Source organism: Paenibacillus sp. FSL R5-0749 (genome assembly GCF_038595085.1).
Taxonomy (GTDB): domain Bacteria; phylum Bacillota; class Bacilli; order Paenibacillales; family Paenibacillaceae; genus Paenibacillus.
Genome location: NZ_CP152005.1, coordinates 4020093 through 4036160 on the forward strand (window position 1 = coordinate 4020093; position 16068 = coordinate 4036160).

General features: G+C 46.7%; 15 protein-coding genes and 1 other annotated feature. Of the genes, 4 read left to right on the forward strand and 11 right to left on the reverse strand.

Translation table 11 applies throughout. From position 1 onward, the window contains the following. Window positions 1-20: 20 nt before the first annotated feature. The 8 genes from mutS to MKY85_RS17835 all read right to left on the reverse strand — a co-directional run bounded on the left by mutS (window position 21) and on the right by MKY85_RS17835 (window position 10780). Window positions 21-2831: a DNA mismatch repair protein MutS gene (gene mutS, locus MKY85_RS17800; protein ID WP_342570412.1), complete on the reverse strand. Its 2811-nt coding sequence runs from the start codon at window positions 2829-2831 to the stop codon at window positions 21-23. Between the two features lie 203 nt (window positions 2832-3034). Then, window positions 3035-4285 carry a hypothetical protein gene (locus tag MKY85_RS17805; RefSeq protein ID WP_342570413.1) on the reverse strand — a complete coding sequence of 417 codons (1251 nt, stop codon included), beginning with the start codon at window positions 4283-4285 and terminating at the stop codon, window positions 3035-3037. 201 nt (window positions 4286-4486) lie between these two features. Continuing rightward, a complete protein-coding gene (locus tag MKY85_RS17810) occupies window positions 4487-5047 on the reverse strand; it encodes an outer spore coat protein CotE (RefSeq protein ID WP_339234691.1) in 561 nt (186 codons plus the stop codon). Between the two features lie 75 nt (window positions 5048-5122). After that, a complete protein-coding gene (locus MKY85_RS17815) occupies window positions 5123-6100 on the reverse strand; it encodes an aromatic acid exporter family protein (RefSeq protein WP_124116373.1) in 978 nt (325 codons plus the stop codon). A 347-nt stretch (window positions 6101-6447) separates the two neighbouring features. Then, window positions 6448-7239 (reverse strand): ABC transporter permease, encoded by a 792-nt coding sequence (locus tag MKY85_RS17820; protein WP_342573418.1) that lies wholly within the window; start codon window positions 7237-7239, stop codon window positions 6448-6450. 38 nt (window positions 7240-7277) lie between these two features. Continuing rightward, the gene (locus MKY85_RS17825; RefSeq protein ID WP_339234693.1) at window positions 7278-8072 is read right to left on the reverse strand and encodes an ABC transporter ATP-binding protein; all 795 of its coding nucleotides are present in this window, start codon (window positions 8070-8072) and stop codon (window positions 7278-7280) included. Between the two features lie 28 nt (window positions 8073-8100). Further along, complete coding sequence (locus MKY85_RS17830; RefSeq protein ID WP_339255888.1) at window positions 8101-9105, reverse strand: ABC transporter substrate-binding protein; 1005 nt, start codon at window positions 9103-9105, stop codon at window positions 8101-8103. A gap of 160 nt (window positions 9106-9265) precedes the next feature. Continuing rightward, a complete protein-coding gene (locus MKY85_RS17835) occupies window positions 9266-10780 on the reverse strand; it encodes a carboxypeptidase M32 (protein WP_339234696.1) in 1515 nt (504 codons plus the stop codon). 352 nt (window positions 10781-11132) lie between these two features. Here MKY85_RS17835 and MKY85_RS17840 point away from each other — a divergent pair, with 352 nt between their 5' ends. The 4 genes from MKY85_RS17840 (at window position 11133) to MKY85_RS17855 (ending at window position 13334) form a co-directional block, all read left to right on the forward strand. Then, window positions 11133-11708, forward strand: coding sequence for a carbonic anhydrase (locus MKY85_RS17840; protein ID WP_339234698.1), 576 nt, complete (start codon window positions 11133-11135; stop codon window positions 11706-11708). Between the two features lie 172 nt (window positions 11709-11880). Further along, window positions 11881-12447 carry a PadR family transcriptional regulator gene (locus MKY85_RS17845; RefSeq protein WP_253437997.1) on the forward strand — a complete coding sequence of 189 codons (567 nt, stop codon included), beginning with the start codon at window positions 11881-11883 and terminating at the stop codon, window positions 12445-12447. 99 nt (window positions 12448-12546) lie between these two features. After that, entirely contained in the window at window positions 12547-13050 is a 504-nt protein-coding gene (locus MKY85_RS17850; protein ID WP_339234702.1) for a hypothetical protein, read from the forward strand. A gap of 5 nt (window positions 13051-13055) precedes the next feature. After that, window positions 13056-13334: a YxcD family protein gene (locus tag MKY85_RS17855; RefSeq protein ID WP_017687903.1), complete on the forward strand. Its 279-nt coding sequence runs from the start codon at window positions 13056-13058 to the stop codon at window positions 13332-13334. 93 nt (window positions 13335-13427) lie between these two features. On the opposite strand, the gene tyrS is transcribed toward MKY85_RS17855, so the two are convergent. The 3 genes from tyrS to MKY85_RS17870 form a co-directional block, all read right to left on the reverse strand. After that, complete coding sequence (gene tyrS / locus MKY85_RS17860) at window positions 13428-14690, reverse strand: tyrosine--tRNA ligase (protein WP_342570414.1); 1263 nt, start codon at window positions 14688-14690, stop codon at window positions 13428-13430. Window positions 14691-14806: 116 nt separating this feature from the next. Continuing rightward, window positions 14807-15034: a binding site (T-box leader), on the reverse strand. A gap of 84 nt (window positions 15035-15118) precedes the next feature. Further along, window positions 15119-15583 carry a DUF4375 domain-containing protein gene (locus MKY85_RS17865; RefSeq protein ID WP_342570415.1) on the reverse strand — a complete coding sequence of 155 codons (465 nt, stop codon included), beginning with the start codon at window positions 15581-15583 and terminating at the stop codon, window positions 15119-15121. A gap of 20 nt (window positions 15584-15603) precedes the next feature. Beyond that, window positions 15604-16047 carry an Imm63 family immunity protein gene (locus MKY85_RS17870; RefSeq protein ID WP_342570416.1) on the reverse strand — a complete coding sequence of 148 codons (444 nt, stop codon included), beginning with the start codon at window positions 16045-16047 and terminating at the stop codon, window positions 15604-15606. Window positions 16048-16068: the final 21 nt, after the last annotated feature.

Genomic DNA, 16068 nt, shown 5'->3' on the forward strand with positions numbered 1-16068 from the left:
GGTTTTCCCCTCCCTTATATTCAGGATAATTGCTGTGCCTTCAATTTGAGATCATTTAATATCTGCATCGCCTGAAGAGGCGTCATGTTCATGACATCGATATCTTTCATCGTCCGTATGAATTCTCGTGCTGGCTTATCTTCCACCACAACTACATCCGTTTTCGTTGCCACGTTCGGCTCATCATCCCCAAAGATGGACAGTTGAACCACATCCGAATGGCTTGCGCTGGACTGTGCTTTGCTGTTTGATTTCTTGGTATGCTGTTTCCCAGCCCCGGTTGAATCTTCAATAGGAAATGTGTAATCTGCACTTTCCGCAGTATCATGCTCCCGGAGTATAGACGCTGAATCCGTGTGTTGGAGCTCTCCATCTTTTAATCTCAAGCCTGCTTCCTGCTTCTCGTTTCCGATGTATTCACTACCCACCGCTACTTGCGCAGCCGCATGTTCGAATCCATGCAACAGTCCATTCGCCCGCTCAATAATGCTATCAGGCAGACCTGCAAGGCGTGCACAATAGATACCATAACTGCTGCTGGCTGCTCCGGCAATCAGTTTGCGCAGGAAATTAACCTTGTCACCGCTCTCCTGTACCGCCATTGAGTAGTTTGCCAGCTTGTCCAGACTCTCCTCCAGATGAGCAAGCTCATGGAAATGTGTGGATACGAGGGCTTTACAGCCGATGATATCATGTACATATTCAATAACAGACTGAGCAATAGCCATGCCTTCACTGGTTGATGTTCCCCGTCCCAATTCATCGATTATAATCAGACTGCGTGGTGTTGCTTTGTCCGTCATGACCTGAATGTCAGCCATCTCCACCATGAATGTGCTTTGACCACCAATGAGATCATCCGCTGCACCAATTCGTGTGAAAATGCGATCCATGATCGGCACCTCCGCTTGACCCGCAGGCACAAAACAACCCACTTGCGCCAAAATGGAAATTAAAGCGACTTGTCGCATATATGTGCTCTTACCAGCCATATTCGGTCCAGTAATCAGCAGAATACGGGCCTCTTCCTTGGTCATTGCCGTGTGATTGGCAATAAATGCACCATCTCGCATGACCGCCTCGACCACCGGATGGCGTCCTTCTTCCACAACCAGATCATAACCGTCGGTCAATGTAGGCCGTACAAAGTTTCGCTCAGCACTAATCACCGCAAAAGATTGATACACATCAATTTCGGCTACCTGTTCAGCCAGCTTTTGCAATCTTGCAATCTCTTTGTTCAGCCGCTCGCGCAGTTCTGCGAACAGTCCATACTCAATATCAACCATTTTGTCCTGAGCTTCGAGAATAAGCGTCTCTTTTTCCTTCAACTCCGGCGTAATGTAACGTTCTGCATTGGCAAGTGTCTGTTTACGTTCATAACGTCCCTCCGGCAGTGCGGACAGATTGGACTTGGTGATCTCGATATAATAACCAAACACTTTGTTATATCCAATCTTCAGCGATCGAATGCCTGTCGCCTCGCGTTCTCGCGCTTCCAGCTCTGCAATCCACTGTTTCCCGTTAACCGAAGCCTCACGCAATTCATCCAGACGTTCATGGTACCCTTCACGAATCAGGCCTCCGTCCCTTACGGATACAGGCGGCTCGTCCACAATGGCTTGCCCGATCGCTTCACGCAGATCATTGCAATCATCCATCGTTTCGGCAATATGCTGAAGTGTTGCGGAAGATGATCCTGCGCAATGCTGACGAAGTCCTGGAATTTTCTCCAGTGATGATTTGAGCGCATTCAGGTCACGACCATTGGCATTACCAAACGCAATCCGGCCAACCAGGCGCTCCAGATCATAGATATCTTTGAGTTCTGCCCGCAGGTCCTCACGCAATATAAACTGGTTGTACAACGTATCCACTGCTTCAAGACGCTCATTAATCTTCCCTTTTTGCAATAATGGCTTATCGACCCAGCGACGCAGCATTCTTGCACCCATGGACGTCTCGGTCCGATCAAGCAACCAGAGTAATGAACCTTTTTTGGAGCGTTCACGCACGGTTTCAACCAATTCCAGGTTCCGGCGGGTAAACGGGTCCAAGATCATATAATGATCTGGCTCATACGTTGAGATTTGGGTTAATTGTCCCAGAGAGCGTTTCTGTGTCTCACTCAGATAGGAGAAAAGACGTGCAATGCACGCTTGACGTTCAGGTTCTAATCTTGCCCACACAGCCTCACCAAACTGCTGACGAACCAGATCTTCCTTATTCTTTGTCCACGCCGTGTAGACCACAGGGCGACCGATTGGAGATGCCTCGGCTTCTACCGTTTCAAGCAGCGCTGCATCCCCCACCAGCTCCGATGGTTCGTAGATGCCGATTTCATCTTTAAGCCATTCCTTGGAATAGGGTACGGATGTCACATACAACTCACCCGTTGACAGATCACAGGCTGCGAGCGCGAGCGTGTTTTGATTACCAGTAAGACACACCATGTAGTTGTTGGATTTGTCCCCTAGTGTTTTGCCTTCCATTACCGTTCCGGGTGTAACCACACGAACAATTTCACGTCGCACCATGCCTTTGGTTACACTCGCATCTTCCATCTGTTCACATATCGCAACTTTATAGCCTTTTTCAATCAGACGCTGTATGTAATTGTCAGCCGAATGATAAGGTACGCCGCACATCGGAATTTTGTCATCCGTGCCTCCGTTACGTGCAGTCAGCGTGATCTCAAGTTCACGGGCAGCATTAATCGCATCCTCGAAGAACATTTCATAGAAGTCGCCCAGTCTAAAAAATAGAAAAGCATCTTGTGCTTCGGCCTTCACTTGCAAATATTGTTGAATCATTGGCGTATACTGAGCCATGATGAATATCCTCCATCCCGTTCCTATAATGTCAGGAAGAAACGCGTCCTGGAAGGACAATAAGACGGTCAGGCACCGTGTTTGCGCCTCCGCCTTATGTTTTGGCTATTCGCCACTTCCTTCAAAGGTTGCTGCTCCATATCTTCCGTAATTACTACTTATAAAAGACTTGTTTCTTATTATATCAAAAAAACGTCCGTTCTTCATGAACCTGCCCGAATATTCCAGAGTTTACGGATATCCCGGCTCTCATCCCAAGTTCTTCCCAATTTTAATTGAAGGAGTAATGGGGACGCATACCGTTCATAACGTGCATATCCTTCCAATCTCTTCAGATCATCTGCCAGAGCTGGAATGTGTTCCTTGATCACTTCACGCTTTCCTTCATAAAAAGCGGTATGAACCTCCGCTTTCTCCAACGGACGCCGCAGTAATTGAGTATACCCGCTCGCGATTAAACCTGCCAATGCCACAACGCCCTTTGCAACAAGGGGTGACACAAGAAAGCTGGGTAACGTACGATACTCAAACCCACCGTAGGATTTCAGGCGAAAATCACCAAGCGCTCCATAACGTGGACGTCTTCCCGATCCACGCGGGTCCTGAAGAAACGCCAGTGGCAATGCCAGATAATTGTCCAGTGTGCGGAGCAGTTCCCCGGTAAGGTTCACGCCGCTAAAATGAATATGACCACCAAGAGGTAACCCCCGCTGTGGCATCCCCCCTGCCTGCCAGATGAGCGAGTGATCGCTAATGCTGCGGGAAGCTGCTGCAAATGCCCTCATCAGATGAGCCAATAGCTCTCTTGGTTCGGAGCTGGGAGCGGGCCGTAATTCGGCAACCGGGTAGATGCGCCGCCCACCCATTGTAACGGAATCACAGCCTGCCATTCCGGTACGTTCCAGAAATCTGGAGGCGGGGACGATTTTGGATTCTGGCATCTGTACCAGAAGAAACTCAGGGTCCATGCCAAGTATGGGAATAGGTCTGCGACGCTGCTCCTCATCCAGCAGTTCCTGATGCTGCTTCCAGCTTTCTCTGTAGGTAGCCGCGAGGTTCGTCACCCCTTTCCACGGACTCGGAACGATCGAAATGACTGCACAACCACCATTCCCTGAGGATTCCATTCGAACGGCTCCATGATCCAGTCCCAGTGTGTACAGCGTTTTGATCGCAAGTCGTTCTATGCGCTTAAACAAGGTTGAACTCGTTTCACGCTCCAACAGCGTTTCCTGCGCCCCTCCCATGCCACTCGTATCCTTGCGTTTGATCCGGATCGCCTGCAGACAACTTATCTCTACATCATAGCGTACACGCAAGCCTGGTTCTCGTTTGCGCCGATCGCGCAGTGACAATACTTCAATTCCTGCCTGTTTCAACCGTTCTGTACGTTCTCCGGAGGTCATCCTTTCATATCGGCGTAATGCCTCCTCCGCTTGTTCCATCACATTCATGACGTCTCCCCCTACCCGATCATGCAACAAAATAAAAATAACCCCGCAATGCGGAGCCTTCCCGTGAAAGGTATTCCATGCGCATTGCGAGGCTCGTTACCACCCATTTTTCAATATTTAAGAAGAAAGAGGGCTTACGCCCTCTTCACCGCGCCTTCTGGCGCATATGATACCTTAGGTTATCAAATACTTGAGTCAATCTCACAGCTCATCGTCGAGCAGGTCGGGATCGAGATCGTCATAATCTCCATCACCACTGCCAAATTCATAATCCTTGTCTTCGTAATCACCGCAACCATCTGTGCAGACCTTCACACAAACTTTGGTTTCGGCAACGAGTTCTACAGCGAATTCCCGTTCTACCCGGATAATTACACTGCTTCCACCCGCCGATACTGTGGCTTCCACACAGCTAGGTTCCTGCGTTGCATCCGCAGATACCTCCACTGTGGAAGTCCGGTGTTTCGGGTCCAGATAGGACAAAGGCACATGTTCTACATACGACACCGTTTCTTTGGCTACATCCGTCTGCGAATTCTTGTCATAGGAATACCAAATGTTGATATCGTAAGTACCAATAACTTCAATTCCGTCACCCGCTGATACGGCTTCATATTGGTGGTTGATAATCCAAGCCCCCAAAATACTTGTCGGACCATTTGGCGGAGTCACGGTATGTGTTACGGTAGAGAACTTACGACCTTTGCCGCAGATCGCCTTCGTGATAATCTCTCTACATTGATGTTTATGACTCAATGACATCTTTAAACCTCCTCCATACAATCATTCACTACAAGTGTATGCAGGGCATTCGTCTAGGGTGACAACTATTTTCTATTATTCGTTTGTAGATTGGGACCGGTCCGATATTGGGGACGGTGCTTTGTCCTTCTTCGCGACTTTCAGATACAGCGCGAGTTCACGGCACAACTGGAGAATTGCGGAACGAATCTCGAATTCTTCCCTTGTATCCGGCAGCTCCATACGTTTGAATTCTTCTTGCACATTCGCAAGAAGTTTTTCAGTTCGTCCGGTGTAGGATTCAGTAAGTACATCCTGACTGAGCTGATCGAACAGTTCCGAGACCATTTCCGCGTGTGGCATCTTCTGATAGATCTGGGACACCAGATGCATCATGTGCTGGATGGAGTCGAGCTGCGTTTTGCGCATATAGAAGTAGACACTCCATTCCTCATTCGGATGAATCACCTGATTCTCCAGAGAACGCTTGGCTGCATCAATACCACCCAGAATCGCTTTATCTGCTTCAATCAGTTCTCTACCCGCCCATGCTTCATTGGGATTACGCAGCGTCGCCGCGAATTCTTTGAAAATCTTCGAAAAGAGTTCATCGATCCGTTTACGAATGCGCAGCATCTGTGGATCTGCTGCTGGCATATAGGCCAGGTTAACCGCCATTGCGGAACCAAGACCAATCAGTAACAAAGCAATTTGTACGAGGACAACATTCACGTCCATCTCTCCGCCACTGAACACGCGAAACACAACGACTGAACCTGTTACAATACCTTCCTTGAAGCCCACCCGGACAATAACCGGGAATGCGATCAATATGTATACGGCCAGTACCCAGTAATGGAATCCTAGAAAGTGAAAAAGTACACTTGCAAATAGAAGTCCAACGACTGAAGCAAAGAACCTCGCCGATATGGTGCGAATACTTCGTTTTCTCGTTACATCCACCCCAAGAATGGCAAGCAATCCTGCTGAGGTTGGTCCTGGCAAGCCGCACCAGTCCGCAATCAACACAGCCATTAATGCGGCGATTGCGGTTTTTATTACCCTAAAACCCATTTAACATTCCATCTCCTCTAAGCTGTAAAAAAATTGTTAGCCAGCTCGTCGCCTCATTCATTTATCATGACTAGTATGTCTCGTCCAAGTGTAAACTAGACGACATCAACCGACATGCGCATGCATGCCGGTCACAGCAATACGCCCCGAATGAGGGACGCTGGCAAGTTAAATCGTTGCGACAGAACCTCAAGGCCCTCTTCTCCAATCATCGCATTCATTCCGGATCAGCGCGGAATATTCATACTAAATATGGTACTTGATTTTACGGTATCGGGCAACGTGACACCCCTTGTGAAATTGTATACATATATAAACGTTCATCAAACGAACAAAACATAGCCACATTATCTGCGCCCAGCCAGCAATTTGCGCTCTGCATAGACAACAAGTTGATACATGGCCGTTGCAACTGCTGCAATAATTAACAGACTTGATAACACAAGCGTGAAGTTGAATACTTGGAATCCATAGATAATGAGATAACCAAGCCCTTGTTTGGCGACCAAAAACTCCCCTACAATTACACCCACCCAGGCCATGCCTACATTCACTTTCAAGGTGGATACAATCGCCGGAAAAGAAGCTGGCAATACAACTTTCGTAAAAATCTCGGAACGGTCTCCACCAAACGTACGAATCACTTTAATATAATTGGGATCCACTTCATTAAAGCTGTTATACACCACCAGTGTTGTAATAATGACGGTGATGGACAACGTGGTCATGACAATGGCTGTAAAACCTGCGCCGAACATAACGATAAAGATTGGGCCGAGTGCTACCTTTGGCATACTATTGAACACAACCATATAGGGGTCCAGCACTTTGGACAAAAAAGGAGACCACCAAATTAAAACCGCAAGCAAAGTTCCAACGAGTGTCCCCAGTAAAAAACCAACGGCCGTTTCCCCTACGGTTACCCCAACATGCGCCCATAATTCGCCACTAGCGATATCCTTGCCAATCTGTGCAAATATCTTGCTTGGATAACTGAATAACAGTACATCGATCCAACGGAGCCTGCCCGCCACTTCCCATAACAAGAACATACATAGGAGCATAGATAACTGTACGGCAAGAACTTGATGTCGCCATCTGGCCACCTGCTGAATATGATTCCGATGCAGCTGTCCCATCCATTCGTCACGCTTTTCCTGCTTCGGATTCGTTTGATTCACGCGTCTTTCTCACCTCCCCCGGGCTGATCCAGTTCACTCCATAATGCCTGAAACAATGCATTGAACCCTTCTTGCTCCCTGGCATGGAATGGCTGAGCCTTCCGAATTTCATCGGGAATGATAAATTCACGACGAATGCGCCCAGGATTGCGATCAAGTACAATGACGCGATCACTGACTGCAATGGCTTCAGACAAATCATGGGTGACGAGTACAGAGGTTTTGCCAAACTGTTTCAACGTGTCCGAGACCAGATCTTCCAATTGCAGCTTGGTTTGATAATCGAGTGCCGAGAATGGTTCATCCAACAATAAAATTCCCGGGTCGGTTGCCAGCGTGCGCACCAGAGCCACCCGCTGTCTCATGCCCCCTGAAAGCTCTGAAGGGTACTGATTCTCTGTTCCGGCCAAGCCCATACTTATCAGCAGTTCCCGTACACGCTCACGACTCCGTACATCCAATCTGCCTGTCAGTTCAAGACCAATCAATGCATTATCGAGAATGGTCCGCCATGGAAACAGATAGTCCTGTTGAAGCATATAACCAATCTGTGCGGAGGGACCGCCAACGAGTTTCCCCTTAACCTTAACCTCTCCTCGGGTGGGTGTGAGCAGCCCGGCGATGATCGACAACAATGTCGTTTTCCCGCATCCGCTCGGTCCAACGAGGCTGACGAACTCTCCTTTTTGGATCTCCAGACTCAAGTCTTCAATCACCAATGAAGCTTCCCGCTCGCTGACGTATACTTGAGAGATCCCCTCCAGTCGGATCACACTTTCGGATTCAGGCATTCTGCTCACTTCCTTTCCTGAATACCCATTACTTTGAATTTGCAGCTTCTTTCGCATAGACATTATCCACAATTGCATTCATATCCACGCGTTCTTTCAGCTCTCCGGCAGCACTCATAACATCAAGCAGATTGTTCCACTCTTCCTCATCAATGATCGGGTCCGTAGCGTAGCTACCCTGTTCTTTATAACGGTTTACACTGCTGACCAGAATGGCTGGATCAATGTCTTTGAAGAAAGGAGTAATGACTTCTGCAACCTCTTCAGCCGTATGTGAATCTACCCAAGCTTGCGCTTTGTGCAGACCGTACGTAAACTTTTGCACGATATCCTTGTTGTCGTTAATATAGCTCTGTTTCGTCATGAAAACCGTGTAGGGCAGATCACCACTTTCTGCTCCAAACGATGCTACAACCTTACCTCGACCTTCTTGTTCAAAGATCGATGCCTGGGGTTCAAATAGTTGAACATAATCTCCCGTGCCTGAGGCGAAAGCAGATGCAATGTTGGCAAAGTCCACATTCTGAATCAGCTCCAGATCACTCTGCGGATTAATGCCATGTTTGTTCAATGCGAACTCCCCTGCCATTTGCGGCATGCCGCCTTTGCGCTGTCCTAAAAATGTGGAATTCCTCAGTTGCTCCCAATCGAAGCTGCCTTCGGGGTTACGTGCGAACAGAAAAGTACCATCCGTCTGGGTGAGTTGAGCAAAGTTAATGACCGGATCTTCCGCTCCCTGCTGATAGACGTATATGGACGTTTCCGCTCCTACCAAGGCGATATCCACCGAACCTGCGAGTAATGCCGCCATTGTTTTGTCACCGCCAGCAGTCGTCTGAATATCCACCTCAAGTCCCTGCTCCTCAAAAAAGCCTTGAGCCACAGCCACATACTCCGGTGCGTAAAATACCGAACGAGTCACTTCGCCAATCGTAATTTTGGCTTCATTCTCTTCCTTATTACAGCTGGTAAGCGCCACAATGATAATCAGCAGAATAACGATGCCCCGGACGAACCATGGCGTGTATTTCATGTTGTTTCCCTCCTTCACTGGTTTCAGCAGTTTCTCTCTATTATGGATATGCTGCTGCCCAACAAAAGGTTAAGAACTTGAATGCAAAAAAAGAGCCGGGCAATGATGCCCGACTCTTCCGCTATTCATAATGCTATTCAATACGTTATATATGTGGTACCTACAGCTTGTAGATCTCGGCGTATTTAGCTTCCAGGTAATCAGCAAGATAATCCGGGTTCAATTCTTCACCCGTTACGGCAACAATCAATTCGGAAGGTGTCCGACTTTTCCCATGCCGGTAGATCTTGTCTGTAAGCCATTCCTTAATCGGAATCAGATTACCTTCGGCAATGAGGGTATCAAACTCCGGCATTTCCTTACGCAATGTATGTAGAATTTGTGCTGCATACATATTGCCCAGAGAATACGAAGCAAAGTATCCAAAGTCGCCACCAGACCAGTGAACATCCTGCAGAACGCCCTCTCCATCATTCGTTGGCATAATACCAAGGTATTCCTTGTATTTCGCATTCCAGGTCTCTGGCAGATCCTTCACTTCCAAGCCATCGTTGAATAACATTTTTTCAATCTCATATCGGATAATAATGTGCAGATTATAGGTCAGTTCATCCGCTTCAATCCGAATGAGTGAACTCTCCACCCGGTTGATTGCACGATAGAAATCTTCCAGTTCAACTTCGCTCAGTTGCGGGAAATGCTGCTGCAAATCTTTGTAATAGCGTTCCCAGAATGGCAGGCTGCGACCAATCATGTTCTCCCAAAGACGGGACTGAGACTCATGAATTCCCATGGACGTTCCTTCAGCCAGAAGGGTACCCGCCAGACTGTCATCAATATTTTGCTCATACAGGGCATGTCCGCCCTCATGCAGTGAACTGAAGACTGCGCTTGCTACATCATCCTGCAGGTAATGTGTTGTGATCCGCACATCACCCGGGTTAAGCCCCGTTGCAAAAGGATGCACACTCTCGTCCAAACGTCCAGCTTCAAAGTCATAGCCCATTTGTTCCAAGATGAACAGACTGAACTTCTCCTGCTGTTTGGTGTCAAACAACTGATTCAGGAACTCTGTATTGGGCTGGTTGTCCGAAGCATTAATTTTCTCTTGCAAAGGCACTAAACGTGCTTTGAGCCGAGCAAATACAGCATCCACTTTTTCAACGGTCAGATCCGGTTCGTACATATCAAGCAGCGTATCGTAACGCGTATCCTTTACACCCCAATAATCAATAAACTCTTGTTTGAGCTTAACGATATCTGTCAGATATGGGGAGAACCCTGCAAAATCACTGTTATGCTTGGCATCTTCCCAAGCAGTTTCGGATTTGGCCGTGAGCACGGTATAGGCTTGCACTTTCTCAGGTGGTACGGATTGACTGCGATCATACTCTTTCTTGCAATCTTCAACCAGACGACGATCTATATCTTCGAGTTGTTCCAATACTGCTGGAGTAGTCAATGCATCCAGGTAGGTTTTCATGTCAGCCGAGGTTTGCAGCTTGAATGCTTCGGTGGACAACATACCTAGCGTCTCCGAACGAGTCGGAACGCCTTTTTTGGGCGCACCTGTGCGCAGATCCCAGTGAAGCAAACCAATGGCTTCATGATAGCTCTTGATTTTACGAGCCAGATTACGGAAGGATTCCAAATGTTCCTGTGTTTGTTTATCCATTGTTATCGTTCACCTCTTCAAAAAAAGTTTATTCACCTATTGATGATACTTTTCCTATTGCGTATAATCAACTTTTAACAGAGGCAAATCGCATTATCCTCCTCAAGATACGTGTTCCAAAAGTCTGGTTTTCATTACCGAGAAGATAGAAATGAATTTCAACTTCGATGCTGATGATGCCCTTCGGGCATGATTTGTAATCAAAAGTGGACTTTTTGAACAACCTCTATAAGGTTGGAGTAATGCCATTTGCTGACCGTGATACATTATTAAAGCAAAAAGGCGCGTAGGACAAGCTGCATCAATTGCAAGTGGCCGTGCTCGTCGTATTGGATAACAGGAGGCAATGGACATGAATAACATTCAAGAGATTTTGGCTTACAACAAATCATTTGTCGAGACTAAAGAATACGAGAAGTATACGGCTAGCAAGTTTCCAACCAAAAAGATGGTCATCATCACTTGTATGGATACCCGTCTTGTAGAGCTGCTGCCGAAAGCGATGAATCTGAAAAATGGCGATGTAAAAATCATCAAAAACGCAGGTGCCATTATCTCTCAACCTTTTGGTAGTGTTATGCGTTCTGTATTGGTTGCTATCTATGAATTGGGCGCTGATGAGGTATTGGTGGTAGGTCATACAGAATGTGGTATGGCTTCCCTGCATGCTGAAACGATGATTGGTCACATGACAGAACGTGGAGTTTCAGAAGAGGTCATGTCTACGCTTGAAAATTCCGGCATTCGTCTGCAAAAGTGGCTGCGTGGGTTTGACAGTGTTGAAGAAGGGGTAAAAGGAACTGTAGAAGTGATCAAGAAGCATCCATTACTTCCTCCCAATGTACCCGTTCACGGCATGGTTATCGATTCTGCCACAGGTGAGCTTGATGTTGTCGCTGAAGGGTATGGACAACAGGCATCTCTCTAAATGGTTTGGAGTGCGGACCTTATGGTTCGCACTTTTTTTGTCTAAATTAAGGCGGTTGCTCGATCAGGTTGTCAAACCATACAGTTTCAGTGTACACTTTTATGAAAGCGGTCAAAGAAAGCAAAATCAATTGTTTTCTCTGACCCAGCCCTAATATTAAGGAGACATGTGCATGAACATACTTTCCTACGGATTACTCGGGCTGCTTACCCGCGAGGAGTCATCGGGCTATGATCTAATGCTGAAAATCCAGCCGCATTGGCAGGCAAAACACAGCCAGATCTACCCACTCCTGTCCAAGATGGAAAACGATGAGTTATTGGCCTCCCGCTGGGTACAACAGTCTGACAAACCGGATAAGAAAATGTACGCGGTTACGGAAAAAGGCATTGAAAAGCTATTGGAATGGATGATCACTCCGGTTACCGCACCGGTTACACGCGATGAATTTAATTTGCGTATTTTGTGTGTTGGCATAGCGGAAGACGGAAGCATGAGACGCATTCTGAATGAGCGTAAAAGCTGGTTTATGGAACGTATACGGTACTTCGAGGATCTGAAGTCACGTATACCTCTGGATAATCTTCGTGTAGGCAATCGAGATTTTGGAAGCTACATCCTGGTACAAAAAGGGTTAATGCATGCGCAAACAGGTCTGGAATGGTGTCATTGGGTTACCCAATTGCTTGATGGTCAAGCTGCAATTCAAGACCCCAGTCCAAGCGTTTCTGAAATTTAATAAAAATTTGAAACGTTCCTGTAGGTTAACCGTATTACTTGAGTAAGGTCCAATTATGGGCGAATCAAACAAATTAATCGGGGGGTTACGATCTTTACAATGAAGAAAAAATTCGGAGTTAAACATCTAATGATGGTATTTATGGCCTTTACATTATTATTCGCAACAGTGGGAGTAACGAATCCGGATTCTGCGGATGCAAGACGTGGTGGCGGATTCAAATCCGGTACAAAAAGTTATACCAACACACCTAAGAAATCCGACTCCAACAGCAACGTGAATCAATCCAATTCCGGTAATAACTCCGGTACTGGTGCAGCTGCAACTCGTGGTGGTGGATTCTTCGGCGGTGGCGGCGGATTCATGAAAGGCATGATGCTAGGTGGTCTTGCGGGTATGATGTTCGGCGGATTGTTCGGTGGCATGGGCGCTCTGGGTAACATCCTTGGATTGCTCGTGAACGTTGCAGCAATCATGTTGATTGTTATGCTGGCTATGGCACTCTTCAGAGCCATTACAAATCGTCGTAAACCTGCAGCGGATGGCCGTTATGACCGCCGCAATGATCGTGATGATGACCGTAACAGAAACGGACGGTACTAATCTCTATGGTTCTGAGCATGGATGAAATTGTGAATGCAATCTGTATTCATATGGCAGAACGTAAGGGTGTACGTCCAACCGATGTGAATGTAGAACTGAGCTGGGAAGAAGATACAGGTTATTCCGCTGAAGTTTGGATTCAAGGCCGTAGTCAATATCTGGTAGAGTCCAATATGATTGAAGCGATTCTTCGTTACCTGCACAGCGAATACAACATTCGGGCGTACCGTGAGAACGTACGACTTGATCTGGATGAAGAAATCACGGCGATTGTTAATCAATAAAATAGGTCAAGCAATGACTTGTTATACAAAAGACCGTTCTCCGCTCTGTCGCTGACAGAGATGGAAGACGGTCTTTTTGTTTCTGTAGTTGTACTAGGATTGAAGTTTAACCAGACTGTAGTTCTTTTTACCTTTACGGATAATGATGAATTTACCGCCAATGGCATGCTCTGCAGACACCGTGAATTCAAGTTCGGTGATTTTCTCACCATTCATGGAAATCGCACCTTTGGTGACATCCTCACGCGCCTGGCGCTTGGATGGCTCCAGACCCAGATCCACGAGCCAGTCCACAATATTTTTGGCTTCGCCGTCCGTTTCAAAGGTAGGCATTTCCTTGAAGCCCTGCTCGATTTCGTCTGCCGTCAGGGAACGGATATCACCACTGAACAGCGCCGCTGTAATACGTTTAGCCTGTTCAAGCATTTCTTCGCCGTGAACGAATTTTGTCATTTCTTCCGCAAGTGCTTTCTGTGCTTCACGTCTGTGTGGCTCTGTCTCTACCTTTTCAGCCAAAGCTTCAATTTCTTCTTTGCTCAGGAAGGTAAAGTATTTCAAGTATTTGATCACATCACGGTCTTCTGTATTCGCCCAGAACTGGTAGAATTCGAATGGTGTCGTTTTGTTCGGATCAAGCCAGACTGAGCCGCCAGCTGTTTTACCAAACTTGGTTCCATCGGATTTGAGCATGAGTGGAATGGTCAGACCGTACGCCTTCGCTTCAGATCCTTCTTTTTTACGAATCAGATCAAGACCACTCGTGATATTCCCCCATTGGTCGGAACCGCCGATTTGAAGCTGTACATCTTCGTTCTGGAACAGGTGCAGGTAGTCGAGTGACTGAAGGATCTGGTAGGAAAACTCAGTGAACGAGATGCCGCCTTCCAGTCTGCTCGCGACGACATCCTTAGCCAGCATTGTATTAAGGTTAAAGTTTTTGCCGTAGTCACGCAAAAATTCAATAACATTGATTTTGTGTGTCCAATCGTAGTTGTTCACCATGCGAACCTGATTATCCCCGTCTGTTACAAACAACTTCTTCATCTGCGCTGTCAGTGCATCCACATTCTCCTGCACTTGCTCCATCGTTTGCAATGACCGCTCTGCCTGACGACCACTCGGATCACCAATCGTACCTGTAGCTCCACCAATCAAAATAACCGGACGGTGTCCTGCCAGTTGAAAACGTTTCAGCATCATGAACGGAATCAGATGTCCGATGTGCATGCTATCCCCTGTAGGGTCAACTCCACAGTATAATGAGATTGATTTGCTTTCGGTCAACTCACGCAGTCCCTCTGCATCCGTCTGCTGGTTAATGGCGTCACGCCACTGTAGTTCATCAATAATATTCATTCGTATAACCCCTTTTCTATCCTCAAAATTCAGTCATGATCTACGTTAATTTACGAAATAACACGCTGGAACGGCTTTTTTGGACACAAAAAAATCGCCTCCTTGTCTTCATTAGACACAGGGACGATTATCATAACCGTGGTACCACCCAAATTGCATGGATAACACATAACCTTAACACGCTATCCATACCACTTTTGGCAATATATCGTTTGCCCATCCGCTTGGCATTACCCAAGTACTCCAGAGTGTAATTCGCAGCCCTTGTATGTATCAGGTTCCATCAACCCCTGACTTTCTGTAACAGGGACAAAGCCGCTACTGCGCTCTATCAACGTGATTCATGTATTCAATTTATAGCAAGTATAGCCGAACGTTTCGGTCATTGCAAGACCAAGTATGCAAACCTTAAACAGAACAACGGATGCTTAGTTGAAACCAGATGATATAATCATCATGTTCAATTTTCCGTGATAATAACCATAGGCTTTCTCTGCGATCTGATCCTCATTGTTCCAAAATTGCTGATCCAGCGCATCTAACTGGTGCTCTTGTTCCTTTGTCAGTAATTTAGGAATGTCCCATAGTCCAGTAAGCCTTTCATCCTCTTTCAGATGCTCAATGCAGCCGTATGCCGAGGTTATAATCTCCACTACTTGAGTCGCACCAATGTTATGTAATGCCCGTAACGCGTAACGGTATACTTCTTCCCCCCAGTTGCAGAAAAACTGTATAAAACCGCCATTAAAGACATCCGCCTCTAACAGCCATAAAGCAGCAATGTCCTGCTCGTTCGAATTCAACGAAGCCCAGCCCTGTTCAGATTCATTCTTTTTTTCGACAAATAATACAGCATACTCATACCAAATATCATGGATATCTTGCTCGCTCACGTAACACACCTCACTTTTCTTTATTCCAAACGCTCTAATTCCTGACGTTTACCCGTCTGATACCAATGTAAATACGGATCACCGATCTGCTGGAAAGCTTCCTGAACACCCCTGTTCAGTTCCTTCATCACTTCATCTGTATAGTTCAAATGCGTCTGTTTATTATCGACACCATGTTTTTCCAACAACCCTACATGCGTCGCGGTGAAAATAATATCCTCCAGCAGCCAATAGATGACTTCCTCCGGCTGTTTTACTCGTTTCTCTAACGAGACGAGACCACGTTCGTATATTCGAACGATATACGTATCTTTTCCACACTCCACATAGGGTACACCGTCCCATTTAAAGGTCTCATACAGGCGGTTAACATAGTTCTGCATCTGTTCCCTGCGGAAAGAAGTTCGCTCTAAAAGCTGTATAAGGATGTCTGCCAATTGTTGTTTTTTTAACATGTTGGACATGAATGCACCTCCCTATTTTAA

What these genes read in the sequence shown, in the direction of transcription:
- mutS (WP_342570412.1), bottom strand. Translation starts at nt 2,831, where the DNA reads ATGGCTCAGTATACGCCAATGATTCAACAATATTTGCAAGTGAAGGCC.
- MKY85_RS17805 (WP_342570413.1), bottom strand. Translation starts at nt 4,285, where the DNA reads ATGAATGTGATGGAACAAGCGGAGGAGGCATTACGCCGATATGAAAGG.
- MKY85_RS17810 (WP_339234691.1), bottom strand. Translation starts at nt 5,047, where the DNA reads ATGTCATTGAGTCATAAACATCAATGTAGAGAGATTATCACGAAGGCG.
- MKY85_RS17815 (WP_124116373.1), bottom strand. Translation starts at nt 6,100, where the DNA reads ATGGGTTTTAGGGTAATAAAAACCGCAATCGCCGCATTAATGGCTGTG.
- MKY85_RS17820 (WP_342573418.1), bottom strand. Translation starts at nt 7,239, where the DNA reads ATGGGACAGCTGCATCGGAATCATATTCAGCAGGTGGCCAGATGGCGA.
- MKY85_RS17825 (WP_339234693.1), bottom strand. Translation starts at nt 8,072, where the DNA reads ATGCCTGAATCCGAAAGTGTGATCCGACTGGAGGGGATCTCTCAAGTA.
- MKY85_RS17830 (WP_339255888.1), bottom strand. Translation starts at nt 9,105, where the DNA reads ATGAAATACACGCCATGGTTCGTCCGGGGCATCGTTATTCTGCTGATT.
- MKY85_RS17835 (WP_339234696.1), bottom strand. Translation starts at nt 10,780, where the DNA reads ATGGATAAACAAACACAGGAACATTTGGAATCCTTCCGTAATCTGGCT.
- MKY85_RS17840 (WP_339234698.1), top strand. Translation starts at nt 11,133, where the DNA reads ATGAATAACATTCAAGAGATTTTGGCTTACAACAAATCATTTGTCGAG.
- MKY85_RS17845 (WP_253437997.1), top strand. Translation starts at nt 11,881, where the DNA reads ATGAACATACTTTCCTACGGATTACTCGGGCTGCTTACCCGCGAGGAG.
- MKY85_RS17850 (WP_339234702.1), top strand. Translation starts at nt 12,547, where the DNA reads ATGAAGAAAAAATTCGGAGTTAAACATCTAATGATGGTATTTATGGCC.
- MKY85_RS17855 (WP_017687903.1), top strand. Translation starts at nt 13,056, where the DNA reads ATGGTTCTGAGCATGGATGAAATTGTGAATGCAATCTGTATTCATATG.
- tyrS (WP_342570414.1), bottom strand. Translation starts at nt 14,690, where the DNA reads ATGAATATTATTGATGAACTACAGTGGCGTGACGCCATTAACCAGCAG.
- MKY85_RS17870 (WP_342570416.1), bottom strand. Translation starts at nt 16,047, where the DNA reads ATGTCCAACATGTTAAAAAAACAACAATTGGCAGACATCCTTATACAG.